This is a genomic window from Williamsia sp. DF01-3 (assembly GCF_023051145.1).
Lineage (GTDB): Bacteria > Actinomycetota > Actinomycetes > Mycobacteriales > Mycobacteriaceae > Williamsia.
The window spans coordinates 2,310,589-2,325,820 of record NZ_JALKFS010000005.1 but is presented as its reverse complement, the minus strand read 5'-3'; the positions used below and the strand labels follow the sequence as shown (position 1 = coordinate 2,325,820).

Sequence of the window (15,232 nt, the reverse complement as noted above, 5' to 3'; positions counted from 1 at the left end):
CCCCGCGCGGCCTATTCGACGGTGACGGACTTGGCCAGGTTGCGCGGCTTGTCCACGTCGTACCCGCGCGCCTGAGCGACAGCCGCAGCGAAGACCTGTAGGGGCACAGTCGAAACCAGTGGCTGTAGCAACGTGGGCGTCTGCGGGATCACGATCAGATGGTCGGCGACGCCCCGTGCCGACTCGTCACCTTCCTCCGCGATGACGATGGTGGTGGCGCCACGCGCCTGGATTTCCCGGATGTTGCTGACCATCTTCGAGTGCAGCAATGCCCGCCCCGTCGGTGAGGGCATCACGATGATGACCGGAACGCCGTCTTCGATCAGTGCGATCGGCCCGTGCTTGAGTTCACCGGCAGCAAAACCCTCGGCGTGCATGTACGCGAGTTCTTTGAGTTTGAGTGCGCCCTCGAGCGCGACGGGGTATCCGACGTGGCGCCCGAGGAACAGGACGGTCCCCCGGTCGGCCAGGTCGCGGGCCAGCGCACGCACCGGCTCGACCGTCTCGAGCACTGTGGCGACCGCGGCCGGCATCGCTTCGAGCGCAGCGTATTCGCGTGCCACCTCATCGGGATACTTCGTACCCCTGGCCTGTGCGAGCGCCAGACCCACCAAGTATGTTGCTGCGATCTGGGCGAGGAAACACTTGGTGGACGCCACCCCGATCTCCGGCCCGGCGTGGGTGTAGAGCACGGCGTCGGATTCTCGGGGGATCTGCGCGCCATTGGTGTTGCAGATGGCCAAGACCCGGGCCTTCTGTTCCTTGGCGTGCCGGACCGCCTCCAACGTGTCGGCGGTCTCGCCCGACTGCGAGATGGCAACCACAAGGGTGGAACGATCGAGAACCGGGTCGCGGTAGCGGAATTCGCTGGCCAACTCGACCTCGACCGGCAGACGCGTCCAGTGTTCGATCGCGTACTTCGCGAGCAACCCCGCATGGTAAGCGGTACCGCAGGCGACCACGAACACCTTGTCGATGTCGCGCAGGTCGTCGTCGGTGAGTCGCTGCTCGTCGAGGATGATCCGGCCGTTCTCGAAGTGCCCGAGCAGGGTGTCGGCGAGAGCCTGTGGCTGCTCGGCGATCTCCTTGAGCATGAAGAAGTCGTGCCCGCCCTTTTCCGCCGCCGCCAGATCCCAGTCGATGTGGAAGGGCTTGCCGGATTCTTCGTTGCCTTCGAAATCGGTGATCGTGTAGTCGTCGGCGGTGATCACGACCACCTGGTCCTGACCGAGTTCGACAGCCTCACGGGTGTGTTCGATGAATGCCGCGACATCGGAGCCGACGAACATCTCGCCTTCGCCCACACCCACCACCAGTGGAGTGGACCGGCGCGCGGCCACGATGGTGTCGGGGTGGTCCGCGTGTGTGAACACGAGCGTGAACGCACCCTCGAGCCGGCCCAGCACCGCATATGCGCTGTCGACGAAGTTCCCCGCTGTCGAACCACTGGCGTACTGCAGAGCCATCAGGTGGACGGCGGTCTCGGTGTCCGTGTCGGACGAGAACTCGATGCCGGCCTTTTCCACCTCTTCCCGCAGGACCGCGAAGTTCTCGATGATGCCGTTGTGGACGACGGCGATCTTGCCGTCGAGGCTGGTGTGCGGGTGCGCATTTCGGTCGGTCGGCCGCCCGTGGGTGGCCCAGCGCGTATGGCCCATACCGGTCGAGCCCGCGAATGCTTCGCGGCCGATGGTGGCCAGCTCCTTGTCGAGGTTCTCCAGCCGCCCGGCCTTCTTCTCGACTGCGGCATGTCCGGCGCCGTCGAGGATTGCCACACCCGCGGAGTCGTACCCGCGGTATTCCATCCGGCGCAGGGCTTCCACGACAACCTCGAGGGCGTCGCGTCTGCCCACGTATCCGACGATTCCACACATAGTGCTACAGGGTACTTGCCGGGCGCGGTTACACAGAAGTCGCTGGTGAAGTGCCGATTCTTGCGTTCGCACTGACAACAGGTGAAGTTATGGGTTACGCTGTGCGAACTCTTGCAGTTCTCGAGCGTCAAGCTCAAGGAGTCGAGGGGGATGCGTCGGTTGGGACGCCTTTGATACGTTCGATCCGTATGTCCTCCACCACCGGGGTCAAGCCCCACTTCTCTACCGCGATCCACGTGAAAATCCTGTAGCGAATCCGTCTGGTCACGGTTCGATCTGCAAACACGCTTTTTTGGCTCGTACACACGTGACACCTCGCATTTCGCTGTAGGTTTCGATGCGGGCTCCACTTTCGGGTCCATCCTCCTGAAGGACGTACATGGACTGGCTGTGGGACATATCGGTGCTCGACGGACCACTGCCGTGGGCCATCCTCCTCCTCGGCGCCCTAGGGCTGTTGTGGCTGATCCTGCTGCCCCAGAAGACCTACCTTCTTGTTGTCGTACCGATTGCCGCGGTTGTCAGCTTCCTACTGGTGTTCGTCACGAAGTGGCTCATCGAAGACGTCTGGAAACTGTTCTCGGACCCCATCCCGGCGTCCAACTACATCTGGGGTGGCGCAGCGGTGTTCGCACTTGTGCTGTTCATTCCGAGGCTGATCCGTGGCCGTGGTGTGGCCGGCCGGATCATCACGGTTCTGGCGACGGTGTTCGCGGTGGTGATGGCTCTCGCACAGATCAATGACCACTTCGACGAATACCCGACCGTTGGCTCCGTCTTCGGGATCAACAACGTCAGGACGGTGTCCATCGATGAGGCCCGCAGCACCGACATCAAGACCGTGGAGGTGGACAAGTGGCGCAAGCCCGCGGGCCTGCCGTCGCAGGGCGGCGTGATCACCTCGTCCATCCCGGGTGAGGTCTCGAAGTTCAACGCACGGCCGGCCAAGGTCTATCTACCGCCCGCCTACTTCGCCGAACCCCGTCCGTTGCTACCGGTACTGGTGCTGATGGCCGGCCAACCGGGGTCACCGGAAGACTGGCTCGTCGGCGGCCGGTTGACGCAGACGATGGATCAATACGCTGCCGCCAACGAAGGACTGTCCCCCGTTGTGGTGGTCGCCGATGCCACCGGCGACGAACTCGCCAACCCACTGTGCATGGATTCCAACCTCGGCAACGTCTCGACCTACCTGTCGGTTGATGTGCCCACCTGGGTGAAGAACACCTTGCAGGTCGAGACCGACCCGTCCGGATGGGCTATCGGCGGGTTGTCGTACGGCGGTACCTGCTCATTGCAGATGACCACCAATCACCCAGAGGTGTATCCGACGTTCCTCGACATGTCGGGTCAACTCGAGCCCAGCCTCGGTGACCGCAAACGAACCATCGACCAGGCATTCGGCGGCGACGCGGCCAAGTTCACCGCGGTCAATCCGATGGACCTGATGAAGTCGAAGAAGTACCCCCAGGTGGCCGGCGCCTTTGTCGTGGGCAAGGACGATGCGGAATACCGGCCCGGTCTGCAGCAGGTCTACCAAGCCACACAGGCTGCCGGCATGGACGTCCACTTCGACATCGTCCCGGGCGGACATTCGTTCGCCGTGTGGTCGGCAGGCTTGAAATTGGAGATGCCATGGCTCGGTAAGCGCCTGGGATTGCCGTGATCTAGGGAATAATCCCCTCCGAGAGCGACTCTGCACACATCTCGACCACCAGCGGCGGGCACGGGCCCGTCCGTTCGGCCGGCGCGACCGGCTCCACAACTCGAAAGGCGCCGATGAGCACGACCGACACCACTGCCGAGGCACCCCCGGCCGAGCCGACACCGTCGCGGGCCGACAAGGTGCTCGGTCCGGTGGCCTGGACCATCCGCAAGGTCCCCTTCACCTCGACCGTGGTCGCGGTGACAATTGTTCTCGGCATCGTCACCGGAGCGTTGTGGGAGACGGTGGAGAACCGGTCCTGGTTCGGTGATGTCGCCTATGGCTATCCCCCGCTCACCGACGGTAAGTGGTGGACTCCGTTGTCGGGCACCCTCTTCGGGCTGACACCTGCTCACTACATCGCCCTCATCGTCATCTTCGCCGTTGTGGTCGGATGGTGCGAGTGGTTGCTGGGCACGGTCAGGGTCGCCGTTGTCACCATTGCGGGGCAACTGATCGGCGAGCTCGGTGCCGTCGCGTTCATCGCTGTGTTCCGGCCGACCAGCTGGGAATGGGTCGACCATCTCGCCGACGTCCAGGACGTGGGCCATTCCACCGCCATCGTGGCTGCCGTGGCGGCGGCAAGTGCCAGACTCCGCTCGCCGTGGCGACTGCGGGTGCGGGCGATTCTCCTTGCCTACGTTGCCGTTTCTTTTCTGTTCGAGGGCTCGCTGCACGACGTCACCCACCTCATCGCTGCGGTGGTGATGCTCGTGGTCGGCGAAAAATTCTTCAGTCGAGGTGAATCCGGTGTGATGCCGCGAACGCGGCAAGAGATCCGGATGATCAGCTTCCTCGGCCTGGTCCTCATCGGGATCGTCAACATCGCCGTCGCCGTGTTTCCCGGCGACGGGCCCTTCGGTCCCACCGATTCCGACGACAGCCTCAGCTGGGGATCGATCGTCAGTGTTCTGATCGTGCTGCTGATCGCCGACCAGTTGCGGCGCGGACGGCGCTGGGCATGGTGGATCACCGTGATCTACGGGCTGTTGTACGTCGTCCTGCTCGTTTTCGTGTTGGTCGCGGTGATCACCTCCGACTTCAAGGGTCAGGGCGCGGTCACGGTCGGTACCGGTCTGTTGTGGATCGTCGAACTATCGTTGCTGTTCGCCGGGCGGTATGCGTTCAACGTCCCGCTTCGTAGCCGGAAAGCCATGGCCGGCATGGGCGGATCCAATCCGGCCGAACAGGTACGCAGCCTCCTCAAGAAATATGGGGGCAGCACCATGAGCTGGATGATCACCTGGGAGAACAACCAGTACGCGTTCACCAAGGACGGCGAAGGCGTCATCGGCTACCAGCGACCGGCCGGCACCGTCATCGCCCTTGCGGACCCCGTCTGCGCTCCGGAGAAACTGGCCGAGACGATCCGCGAGTTCACCGACATGGCCGAGAGCAGCGCGCGCATCCCCTGCTGGTTCTCGGTCAGTGAGGCAACCGCCGAGATCGCCCGCGAGATGGGCTGGCGCACTTTGCAGATCGCCGAGGACACCATCATCGACCTGCCCACACTGGCCTTCAAAGGCAAACCGTGGCAGGACATCCGATCGGCGATCAACAGGGCGAAGAAGGAAGGCATCAACTTCAAACTGACAACACTGAAGGACGAGCCGTTCGCCGTACTCGCCCAGGTGCGGGCGATCTCCGAGGAATGGGTCGGCGACAAGGGCCTGCCGGAAATGGGTTTCACCCTCGGCAGCGTCGAGGAGGCCCTCGACCCGGAAGTCCGTGTGGCGCTTGCCATCGACGAGACGGGTTCGGTGCACGGAGTCTTGTCATGGCTGCCGGTGTTCGGTGGAGATGATCAGGTGAAGGGCTGGACGCTCGACGTGATGCGCCGACGCGACGACGGTTTCCGCCCGGTCATCGAATTCCTCATCGCGAGCTCTGCGTTGGCTTTCAAAGCCGAAGGCGCGCAGATCCTCTCACTCTCGGGCGCTCCGCTCGCCCGTGCCGCCGACGAGACCGGCGAGGTGGAAGCCATGGATCGCCTGCTGGACATGCTGGGAGCAGCAATGGAACCGTTCTACGGTTTCCGCTCATTGCACGCTTTCAAGATGAAGTTTCAGCCGCGATACGAGCCGGTGTACATGTGCTTCCGCGATGAAGGCGATCTGCCACGGATCGGACTGGCGCTCACCAGGGCGTACCTGCCCAATGCCACCCCTGGCCAGATGTTGAAGCTGGCCACCACAAGGGAGTAACGGCATCAGTCGAACAGAGGCCAGCCCCGTCGGTGGATACACACCGACGGGGCTGACCAATAGTTCTATTGGGTCAGGCGGTCCCGGCACCTAGTTTGGTCGAGGCCTGCGACCGCTGCCGCTGCACCTCGATGGCAGCATCGAACTCTGCTCGCCAGTTCTCGGTCAGCGGAAGCTCTCGGTTGACGGCCTCTTCGGTGGACAGCTCCACCGGGAATCCGAATGTGTCGTAGAGCTTGAAGAGGTCGTCACCGTTGACGGTGTCACCGGTCTTGCCCAGTCGCTTCAACTCTCGCAAGCCCTTGCCGAGGGTGCGCCGGAAGGCCCGTTCCTCCTTCTCGAGCACGGCGATCACCACGTCGCGCCGATCGGCCACCTCCGGGTAGGCCTCGGCGTACAGACCTGCGACAACTGGGACCAACTCCGTCAGCAGGTTCTGTTGAACACCGAGTTGATGGGCGAAACGGATCGCCCGCCGGACGAGCCGTCGCATCACATAACCCTGTTCCTTGTTGGACGGCACCACACCGTCCACCGCAAGGAACACCGCACCGCGGATGTGGTCGGCGATCACTCGCATCGCAACCGTGTTGTCGTCGTAGCTCACACCCGAGAGCTCCTCGATCTTCTGGACGATCGGCCAGAGGAGGCTGATGCGGTACACATCGGGACTGTCGATGGATGCCGCGGCGATCCGCTCGAGACCGCCGCCGTAGTCGACGTTCTGCTTGGGAAGCAGCGCAAACCCGTCGTCGGTCTTGCAGTACTGCATGAACACCGAATTGCCGATCTCCATGTACTGACCGCCATCGGAGTTCTGATGCGGATACTTGCCGAAAGCCGTGTCGTGCTCCACCTGTGGGAAGTAGTAGAAGACCTCGCTGTCCGGTCCGCCGGGGTCGCCGACGGGCATCGTGTCCGGACCACCGGACCGCGACCACCAGTTCTTGTCGCTGTAATAGGCGATCCGCGCGCCCTGGTTTCCTTGCTCGTTGCCCTGTTCTTCGGTCAGCAGCACCACTCTGTCCGACGAGACACCGGCCTTGGTGAACAACTCGGTCCAGATGTCCGCGCTCTCGTCGTCGCGGGGGATGCCGTGTTCGGGGTCCCCCGAGAACACCGTCACGTAGATTCTGTTCGGATCAAGTCCGACGATCTCGGTCAGGAAATGCCAGAACAGCGGGATCTGCTCGGACTTGAAGTAGTCGCCCAGGCTCCAGTTGCCGAGCATCTCGAAAAAGGTGGTGTGCCGGTTGTCGCCGACTTCCTCGATGTCCTGCGACCGAAGGCAGGTCTGCGAGTCGGCGAGCCGGTTGCCGTCCGGATGTTCGGCGCCCAACAGGTATCTCAGCAACGGCTGCATCCCGCTGCCGGTGAAGAGTGTGGTGGGGTCGTCCTTCGGCACCAGCGGGGCCCTGTTGATGAGGGCGTGGCCGCGCTCCTGCATCAGCGAGAGGTAGGCGCTGCGGATTTCATTGGCATCCATCCGGTAACTGTCCCAAGATCACGGCCGGTGTGCGCGCCGAATCGGCGCGTTGGCCTGAAAATTGTCTCCGATACGGGCAACGGGTGATGTCGGCAGGCAACACGATCGCTTAGAGTCAGTTCGTGGCCAACCCCAAGAAGCTTCTCTCGCAGCTGTCCAAGACGGGACCGCACAAGGTCTTGCGCGGCGATATGGCGATTGTCGGATTGCCGGGCACCGTCTATGCGCCCGCCGGCGGGAAGGACCTGCCCGGGGTGGCGTTCGGTCATGGCTGGCTCACGGGCGCCAAGCAGTACAACAAGACCCTCGCGCACCTGGCCTCGTGGGGCATCGTCGCCGCGGCGCCCACCACCGAGAAGGGCATGCTCGGTTCTGATCAGGGACTGGCCGCAGATCTCGAGACCACCCTGTCGATCATCACCGAGGTCCGCCTCGGTGCCGGCGACATCACCGTGCACAAACAGCGTCTGGCGGTCGCCGGGCACGGCTTCGGCGCATCGGCCGCGACGTTGGCCGCGTCACGGAGCAGCAAGGCCAAGGCACTCGCCGCCCTCTACCCGGCGCCGACCAGTTCTGCCGTGCTCCCCGCTGCCGCGGACGTCCGGCAGTCCGCGCTGATCCTTGCCGCGCCCGGCGAACTCGAATCGATGACGTCCAATGCGCTTGCGCTGCGTCGTGCCCTGGCCGGACAGTCGGTGTTGCGCCTGGTCCCCAAAGCCGACAACCGTGGACTGGCCGAAGGTTTCAGTGTTCGGGGCAGGCTGGGTGCCGGGGGCAACGACAAGAAGACGCAGAAGCAGACGCGCGCGGTACTCACCGGATTCCTGTTGCACCAACTGACGGGCGACGTCACGTACGCCGCATTCAGTGACCCGGCAGCCGAGCTCGGCAAGCTGATGACGATCGACCCCGATGCACTCGCGCCTGGCATGGAGGAGATCGTCGATCCGCTCACCAAGTTGCTCAAGGGCTAGCGCGGTCGCTCGAGGTCTAGCGCTATTACTCTCGGGCTTACGCCACAACGAGCTCCGGCGTTCAGCGGTCGGACAGCCAACCGGATGTGTACGAGAACCCGCTGTCCTGACAGTCCTCTACGCCGGACTGACCAGGGAGCGGCGTCGAGGAGTCCTTCGCATCGGTGCCCGGAGTTGCCTTCGCCCCGATCGTCGGGTTGTCCGCTGACTCACCCGGGGCTGGGTACGGGGTGTGGGGACTGAGGTCGATGTCGTTCGCAGGGAGCAGGATTGCGCCGCCCGCAGCCACCGATGCCCGTGTGACACCGCGACCGTGCGTTGCGTTCTCGGCACTCGTCCGGACCTTCTCACCGAGTGTTTGCTGGCTTTTGCGGTAGCCGGCCACGGCCTCGGCACTGTGCGTACCGACTCTGGCGGCGATGTTGTCGAACAGGTCGGACAGGCTCATTGCTCACCGGCCAAAGCCAGGAGTCCGTCGTCGGGCGGTGCCACCGCGTCGCGCTCAGATGCCTGCGGTGTCACCGGTGTCGCATCGAGATTGCCAGGAGTGCCGGGGGTATCGACATCATCGTTGCTTCTCGGAGCTTGGATCCCCGGCGAACCGGGAGTCGGACATTGCTCGAGAGGGTCTCGATCCGTCTCGGGCGCGTCCGGCGGTTCGGGGTCACCGGGAGTCGCCGGTACCGGCGGTTGCTCCTCGAAAGTCAGGTCGTCACCGATCTCGCTCTGGCCGTCCGCGGTGGTGGTCTCGCACGCTTGCTCGTCCGTCGCGACGGCATCCGGTGGCCCCAAGGAGACCAGAGGGGCCGGACAGTCGGGCGCGCCCGAGCCAGATGACCCGTTCAAATCAAACCTCTTGTCCCCCAACGGGGTCGGTGCCGGCGGTTCATCTGTCACACCGCCCGCATCTGCGGCATGCTCGGCGCCGTCCGGGCTCGCCGGAGGCAGCATCACTGCGCCGCTTGCGTTCGCCACCATCTCGATCACACCTGTGATCGAGCCTGCCACAGCCGAACCGACTGCCACAGCGACGGATCCGAGCACTGCTGAGAGATCGGCACCACCCACCATGGGCGTCAACGGGCTCGCCACCCCCGACTGTGCCGTCATCACCGGCTGCGTCGTCATCACGGGGTGCGTGGTCGTCGCGGGCTGAGTGGTCTTCACGGGCTGCGCCCCCGGTTCGCACACCGAGGTCGAGATCGCCGGCCCGGAGTCCGGTGCCGGAGCGGACAGCGTTGTGATGCCCGAGGATTCGCGAACCCCGTCGCCTGGTCCAGAAACGTCTACCGCAGCGTGGCAATCGCGCTCGGAGGCGATCGGTTCAGAGTTGTGAGCGGCGCATCGCACCAGTGTCTCGTCCGAGGACACCAGCTGTTCCCTCCCACAGTCGCCGCCTGCGTAGTCCGAGACGTCCACCTTGGCCATCGCCGTACACAGCCCGGTGAGAACCGCATCGATGGCGTCGTCGCTCAAGGCAACGGCGGCGTTGAACAACCCGACCGTGCTGTCGATCGCGGCTGTCAGTTCGGCGGCCGGCGAACCCGGGGTGGTGATCAGTGTCAGCCATGAACTGATCGGGGTCCCGAGCAGAGTGTCGGGTGTGATGGCGGCGACGCACCAGAACTTGGCCAACCGTGCCGCCTCGATGGCATCGGCAGCCACCAACATCCCAGAGCCGATGTCTGCCAACGCCGCCACATCAACCGTTGCGCGCGGGATGTGCGCGTCCTGAAGGCGAGTGCGGGCGACAATGCCGGACCCCGTAGGCCAACAGGTTCCCAGTACGGCGTCCTGGCCGGTCTGGTTCTGCAGTTCGGCCGCCGCGACGGCCTGAAGTCCCAACACGGTGCGACCGTCGGCTCGCAGCCTGTCGGTGTCCAGGTCCTCGGTCTCGAGCAGGCGGTTCCGGCACACGTCACCGGAGGGAACGTTTTCCATCCCCAGCCGCCGCGCCAGGGGGCCGACGTTGTCGAAGAAGCGGACGCTGTTCTCCGCCGCCGATCGTTGGTCCGCCAGTTGTTGTGCGAGACCCGGCGTCTCACCCATGGAGGCCGCCATCCCGGGTGGTCGCGGCGCCGAACGTCGCCGCATTCACCACGTCCTCGCCTGTCAGCGTTGCGGCTGCATCGAAGAGTCCCCCGGCGATGCTCCGCGACGACTCGACGAAGCGGTCCACCGATGACACCACCGCAAGCAGTCCAGCCGCGTAGTGCTCGCCGTGGGCCGCGTACCGCGTTCCCGCATGTGAGCCGAACGAGCAGTCGGCGACAGCACCCGCAGCGACCTCGACCGCCCGGGCACCACTCCGGAATACCTCGCCGACCCCTTGTACTGCGGATGTGTCCATCCACGTCTGCTCGCTCATGATGCCTCCCCGAAGTCAGACGCTGCGGGGCATGGAGAGGTTCCGTTCTATTGCGCGAGCAAGCCGGACACCGCGTCGAGGAGCGCGTGTGGCCGCTGTTCGACAGGCGTGGGTTCAACCAGCGCGAACCGGTATCCCACTGCCCGTGCCCCACCGTCAGCCTCTTCGCTGTCACCCACCATCAACACATCGACGGGGTCAACACCCAGGTGACCCGCAGCGAGAGTGAAGATTCGCGGATCGGGTTTGGTGACACCGACCTCATAGGACAGGGTGAAGTCGTCGACGAGTCCGGCCATGTCATGTATGTCGAACGCCGCGCGGACATCGAACGCGATGTTGCTGACGACTCCCACCTTGATTCCTCGTTCCCGGAGTCGCCGCAAACAGTCTCCGGTGTCCGGATACGGTTCCCACGACAACGGATCGACCACCCGCTCGTACAACAGTTCCGCATGACCTGGCAACGTGAGTCCGGATGCCCTCAGAACCGACAGATAAGCCCTACGGTGCAGTAGTGGGTCCAGATCTCTTCGTTGCCAAGCGAATTCGTCTTCGGTGGGCAGACCCGGCGGCATCCCGACCGGAGCGGTCATCCGTCGGATGATCTCGGACTGCGCCTCTCCTTCGAACTCTTCCCCGGATTCCCGGCGTAGGCGCGTGAACCACTCGGACCGTTCGGTGAACCGGAAAAGGGTGCCCGAGAAGTCGAACAGGACGGCGTTCACGGGTGCCGATGTCAGGCAGACTCGACAGCGGCCGCGATCTTGGTGGCCACCGATTGCGCCTGCTCTGTGGTGGCTGCCTCCACCATGACACGCACGAGTTGCTCGGTGCCGGAGGGCCGGAGGAGCACTCGTCCGGTGGCGCCGAGTTCGGCCTCACCGTCGGCCACTGCCTGCTTGACCGAAGCTGCTTCGGCCACAACGTTTTTGTCGGCAACCCGCACGTTGAGAAGAACTTGCGGCAACGCACTCATGATGGATGCCAGATCGGCCAGCGACCTACCGGTCTCGGCCATCCGGCCCATCAACGCAAGCCCGGTCAGGATGCCGTCCCCCGTGGTGCCGTGCGAAGGGATCACCACGTGTCCCGACTGTTCACCACCGAGCGAGAATCCGCCGGCACGGAGCTCCTCGAGGACGTAACGGTCACCGACAGCGGTGGTACGCACGGTGATCCCGGCATCGGTCATCGCCAGATGCAACCCGAGGTTGCTCATCACCGTGGCGACGAGCGTGTTGTCCTTGAGGCGGCCGGCATCTTTCATGGCACTGGCCAAAACGGCCATGATGGCGTCGCCGTCGACGACCTGTCCCGCGGCATCGACGGCGAGGCAGCGGTCCGCGTCGCCGTCGTGAGCGAGTCCGAGGTCGGCTCCGTATTCCAGAACTGCTGCTTGAACCCGGTCGAGATGTGTTGAGCCGCAATCCTTGTTGATGTTCTCGCCATCGGGGTCCGCGCTGATCGCGATCACGGTGGCACCGGCAGCGCGATAGGCACGTGGCGCAGCCGCATAGGCGGCGCCATGGGCACAATCGACCACCACGGTCACCGACTTCACGTTGACGTCCACAGCTGCGGACAGATGGGTCAGGTACGCGTCGAGTCCGTCGTGCGCATCCCGAACGCGGCCGACATCTGCACCGGTCGGCCGGTCGAACACGGTCTCCAGCGCGGACTCGATCGCGTCCTCGGCGGCGTCGGCGAGTTTGTGCCCACCAGCCGCGAAGAACTTGATCCCGTTGTCGGGCATGGGATTATGCGAGGCCGAGATCATCACGCCGAAGGCGGCGTCGTAGAAGTCCGTCAGGTACGCAACAGCCGGGGTGGGAACGACGCCGACTCGCAGCGCGTCGACACCCGCCGCGGTCAGACCGGCACAGACCGCGGCTTCGAGCATCTCCCCCGACGCCCGCGTATCCCGGCCCACGATTGCTATGGGACGGCCAGAGGCCGGCGCTGTGGGGCGGCCGGACCCGGACCGATCCTGAGGCAGTACACGTGCCGCTGCCTGCGACAGCGACAGCGCCAACTCGGGTGTCAGGTCGGCATTTGCCAGACCACGTACGCCATCGGTACCGAACAGGTGCCCCATCGACATCCTTCGCTCTAAATACACAGGCAGGCGTCCAGTGAAACTGAACGCCTGCCTGTGCCAAGTTCGACTTGGTGTTTCTTGCGGGCTGAAAGAATCAGCGCTTGCTGTACTGCGAAGCCTTACGGGCCTTCTTGAGGCCGTACTTCTTGCGCTCCACCGCACGCGGGTCACGGGTGAGGAAGCCGGCCTTCTTCAGTGCGCCGCGGTCCTCGGGAGTGACCTCGATGAGGGCACGCGCGATGGCCAGACGCAGGGCGCCTGCCTGTCCGGACGGTCCGCCACCGTGCAGGCTGGCGAAGATGTCGAACGAGTCGTTGCGCTCGACGGTGACGAACGGCGCCTTGATGAGCTGCTGGTGCACCTTGTTGGGGAAGTACTCCTCCAGGGTGCGACCGTTCAGTTTGAAGGCACCGGTGCCCGGTGACATCCGGACGCGGACGACGGCTTCCTTACGACGGCCCACGGTCTGGATCGGGCGATCGAGATCGATCGGCGCGCGGGTGACGGCCGGCTCGTCGGCAACGTCTGCGGTGGCGTCGTCCACGGTGTAGTCGTCAGCGCCGACCTCGGCGTCGACCACTTCGGGAGCCACTGCTTCGGCTTCGTTCACATCGGACACGTTCTGCTCCTCCGGCGCCGTCACTGGGCAACCTGGGTGATCTCGAAGGGCACGGGCTGCTGCGCCGTGTGGGGATGGTTGGGGCCTGCGTAGACCTTCAGCTTGGAGGCCATGGCCCGCCCGAGCTTGGTCTTCGGGAGCATCCCGACGATCGCCTTCTCGACGAGGCGTTCCGGATGGGTTGCCAGTGTCTCACCGACAGTGCGGGACTTCAGGCCGCCCGGGTGGCCGGAGTGGCGGTAGAGGAGCTTGTCGTCGAGCTTGTTTCCGCTGACGGCAACCTTCTCGGCGTTGATGATGACGACGAAGTCGCCACCGTCCATGTGGGGTGCGTAGGTCGGCTTGTGCTTGCCGCGCAGGAGCGTCGCGCTCTGCACAGCGAGGCGGCCGAGCACCACGTCGGTGGCGTCGATGACATGCCACGTACGGGTGATGTCACCGGCCTTCGGGGTGTAAGTAGGCACAGATAGTCCTCATGTCTGGTGATCTGGAGCTGGTCAGGAACGCGGCAGAGGTAGTTCCCGGCGACCAGTGGGGACCCGGGCCTCGACTACACCTGGCTACAGGCGGTCGCGCACCAACGATCAACAGTACCGGCCGGGCCGTCGACAGGTCAAAACGCCGCCGACCGGCACGGGCCGTGCCACGGACTCGAACGTCATGGCGTTCCTATCCGCACCGCACCCACCGCGACCCGGCACTGCTCGTCGATCGTCTCACCTGCGGATCCGCCCTGACATCCCACACTCACCTGCAACCCCGCCGACACCAGCAGGTACCACCTGATCGGCCCTCCGGAGACGGGCACCTCGCGGTAGCTGATCACCTCCCGGCCTGCGTAACGCGTGCTGGCCGAGAACTCCTGGACGACGTCGTCGCCGCGCTGCCCGATGCGATTGCGGAGGCTGCCCGCCACCGAGGCCAAGGTCGACGTGTTGCGCACCGTGTTCTGCAAGACGATGATCCGGCGGTCATCGCCGGGTGCGGCGAAGGTGGTGCGGGACACAACACCCTCGGCTGCCGGCTCCGAGCTCTCGCGCCACTCGGCCGGGACTGTCACGGCTACGCGGCCGAGCTGGGCCTCGCGGTCCGCAGGCGGCGCCACACCCTCGCGTCCGTTGTCGACCATCAACGCGACCACCACCACTGCGATCACCACTGCAGCGGTCGCTGCGATGGCCCCGACGACGCGCCGGCGCATCGGAGTCCGGCCAACGGTCGGCGGTTCGCGAATGCCCTCGTCCACCGGCAATGCGGCGCCACCGAAGCGATGGATCAGTGATCGCTGCACTGCCGCGACCCGACCGACCACTGTGTGGACTTCACAACACCGCACAATCTCCGCAACGGCCGCGGGGTCGGTGCCGTCGACGAGGATTGCCTCCACACGGTTGTCGACGACGTCACCCAGTCGAAGAGCGACCGTCTCGGCAGTAGCCACCGAGGTCCCGACAACGTTCCAGCTGCCGGCGGACCGATCCATCTCATGGATGTCGATCCGGGAGTGGACCTCGATCACCAGTGCCCGCTGCGTGGAAGGTCCCAGATGCGATTCGGCGATGACCGCAGCACGCGGTGTCAGCACCAGGTGGCCAACGTGGGGTTGCGCCGCCTGCCGCAAGATCTCGGTGCGTCGGGCACCCCATGTCGTCGGGTGCGCCAGCTCCACGGCCCCGAAGCCTTCGAGAGCTCGGGCGAACACCTGCGACCACGCCCCCGCGGTAGAAATCCTCACCCCGTCGACGGCCACCGACGACCCGTTGATGCCGCGGACAAGGGCTTCGACGGAGCAGGGTTCACGCCCGGCAACCACCACGTCGTCATAGGCGATGTCGGCGACCACCATCCGTATCGGTCGGACCGTCGGCGACGCCTCGGGATCTTTGTCTCTCACGTCGGGT

At 64.8% G+C, this 15,232-nt stretch carries 13 protein-coding genes; 3 read left to right on the top strand and 10 right to left on the bottom strand.

The window, feature by feature from the left end:
- Nucleotides 1–11: 11 nt before the first annotated feature.
- Nucleotides 12–1,874: a glutamine--fructose-6-phosphate transaminase (isomerizing) gene (glmS, locus tag MVA47_RS13205; protein ID WP_023962003.1), complete on the bottom strand. Its 1,863-nt coding sequence runs from the start codon at nucleotides 1,872–1,874 to the stop codon at nucleotides 12–14.
- 379 nt (nucleotides 1,875–2,253) lie between these two features.
- Between glmS and MVA47_RS13200 the strand changes: the two genes are divergently transcribed.
- Nucleotides 2,254–3,540: an esterase family protein gene (locus MVA47_RS13200; RefSeq protein WP_247208272.1), complete on the top strand. Its 1,287-nt coding sequence runs from the start codon at nucleotides 2,254–2,256 to the stop codon at nucleotides 3,538–3,540.
- A gap of 113 nt (nucleotides 3,541–3,653) precedes the next feature.
- Entirely contained in the window at nucleotides 3,654–5,783 is a 2,130-nt protein-coding gene (locus MVA47_RS13195) for a bifunctional lysylphosphatidylglycerol flippase/synthetase MprF (RefSeq protein WP_247208271.1), read from the top strand.
- A 73-nt stretch (nucleotides 5,784–5,856) separates the two neighbouring features.
- Here MVA47_RS13195 and MVA47_RS13190 read toward each other — a convergent pair whose 3' ends face one another.
- Nucleotides 5,857–7,269, bottom strand: coding sequence for an alanine--tRNA ligase-related protein (locus MVA47_RS13190; RefSeq protein WP_030171035.1), 1,413 nt, complete (start codon nucleotides 7,267–7,269; stop codon nucleotides 5,857–5,859).
- A gap of 122 nt (nucleotides 7,270–7,391) precedes the next feature.
- Here MVA47_RS13190 and MVA47_RS13185 point away from each other — a divergent pair, with 122 nt between their 5' ends.
- Nucleotides 7,392–8,243: a dienelactone hydrolase family protein gene (locus tag MVA47_RS13185; protein ID WP_247208270.1), complete on the top strand. Its 852-nt coding sequence runs from the start codon at nucleotides 7,392–7,394 to the stop codon at nucleotides 8,241–8,243.
- A 61-nt stretch (nucleotides 8,244–8,304) separates the two neighbouring features.
- On the opposite strand, the gene MVA47_RS13180 is transcribed toward MVA47_RS13185, so the two are convergent.
- From MVA47_RS13180 to MVA47_RS27060, 8 genes are all read right to left on the bottom strand, one after another.
- Complete coding sequence (locus MVA47_RS13180) at nucleotides 8,305–8,691, bottom strand: hypothetical protein (protein WP_247208269.1); 387 nt, start codon at nucleotides 8,689–8,691, stop codon at nucleotides 8,305–8,307.
- Nucleotides 8,688–10,292 (bottom strand): hypothetical protein, encoded by a 1,605-nt coding sequence (locus MVA47_RS13175; protein ID WP_247208268.1) that lies wholly within the window; start codon nucleotides 10,290–10,292, stop codon nucleotides 8,688–8,690. Before MVA47_RS13175 ends, MVA47_RS13180 begins: the two co-directional genes overlap by 4 nt.
- On the bottom strand, nucleotides 10,285–10,611 hold the full coding sequence (locus MVA47_RS13170) for a hypothetical protein (protein ID WP_247208267.1): 327 nt from the start codon (nucleotides 10,609–10,611) through the stop codon (nucleotides 10,285–10,287). Before MVA47_RS13170 ends, MVA47_RS13175 begins: the two co-directional genes overlap by 8 nt.
- A 47-nt stretch (nucleotides 10,612–10,658) precedes the next feature.
- Nucleotides 10,659–11,339, bottom strand: coding sequence for an HAD family hydrolase (locus MVA47_RS13165; RefSeq protein WP_247208266.1), 681 nt, complete (start codon nucleotides 11,337–11,339; stop codon nucleotides 10,659–10,661).
- An 11-nt stretch (nucleotides 11,340–11,350) separates the two neighbouring features.
- Nucleotides 11,351–12,709, bottom strand: coding sequence for a phosphoglucosamine mutase (gene glmM, locus MVA47_RS13160; protein ID WP_247208265.1), 1,359 nt, complete (start codon nucleotides 12,707–12,709; stop codon nucleotides 11,351–11,353).
- Nucleotides 12,710–12,806: 97 nt separating this feature from the next.
- The gene (rpsI, locus tag MVA47_RS13155) at nucleotides 12,807–13,355 is read right to left on the bottom strand and encodes a 30S ribosomal protein S9 (RefSeq protein WP_099381848.1); all 549 of its coding nucleotides are present in this window, start codon (nucleotides 13,353–13,355) and stop codon (nucleotides 12,807–12,809) included.
- Complete coding sequence (gene rplM, locus MVA47_RS13150) at nucleotides 13,352–13,795, bottom strand: 50S ribosomal protein L13 (protein ID WP_099381847.1); 444 nt, start codon at nucleotides 13,793–13,795, stop codon at nucleotides 13,352–13,354. Before rplM ends, rpsI begins: the two co-directional genes overlap by 4 nt.
- Nucleotides 13,796–13,989: 194 nt before the next feature.
- Nucleotides 13,990–15,225, bottom strand: a complete 1,236-nt coding sequence (locus MVA47_RS27060) for a type VII secretion-associated protein (RefSeq protein ID WP_247208264.1) — start codon at nucleotides 15,223–15,225, stop codon at nucleotides 13,990–13,992.
- Nucleotides 15,226–15,232: the final 7 nt, after the last annotated feature.

Bases quoted from the DNA above. Each gene is read 5' to 3' on its own strand.
- glmS (WP_023962003.1), bottom strand. From the start codon at position 1,874: ATGTGTGGAATCGTCGGATACGTGGGCAGACGCGACGCCCTCGAGGTT.
- MVA47_RS13200 (WP_247208272.1), top strand. From the start codon at position 2,254: ATGGACTGGCTGTGGGACATATCGGTGCTCGACGGACCACTGCCGTGG.
- MVA47_RS13195 (WP_247208271.1), top strand. From the start codon at position 3,654: ATGAGCACGACCGACACCACTGCCGAGGCACCCCCGGCCGAGCCGACA.
- MVA47_RS13190 (WP_030171035.1), bottom strand. From the start codon at position 7,269: ATGGATGCCAATGAAATCCGCAGCGCCTACCTCTCGCTGATGCAGGAG.
- MVA47_RS13180 (WP_247208269.1), bottom strand. From the start codon at position 8,691: ATGAGCCTGTCCGACCTGTTCGACAACATCGCCGCCAGAGTCGGTACG.
- MVA47_RS13175 (WP_247208268.1), bottom strand. From the start codon at position 10,292: ATGGGTGAGACGCCGGGTCTCGCACAACAACTGGCGGACCAACGATCG.
- MVA47_RS13170 (WP_247208267.1), bottom strand. From the start codon at position 10,611: ATGAGCGAGCAGACGTGGATGGACACATCCGCAGTACAAGGGGTCGGC.
- glmM (WP_247208265.1), bottom strand. From the start codon at position 12,709: ATGGGGCACCTGTTCGGTACCGATGGCGTACGTGGTCTGGCAAATGCC.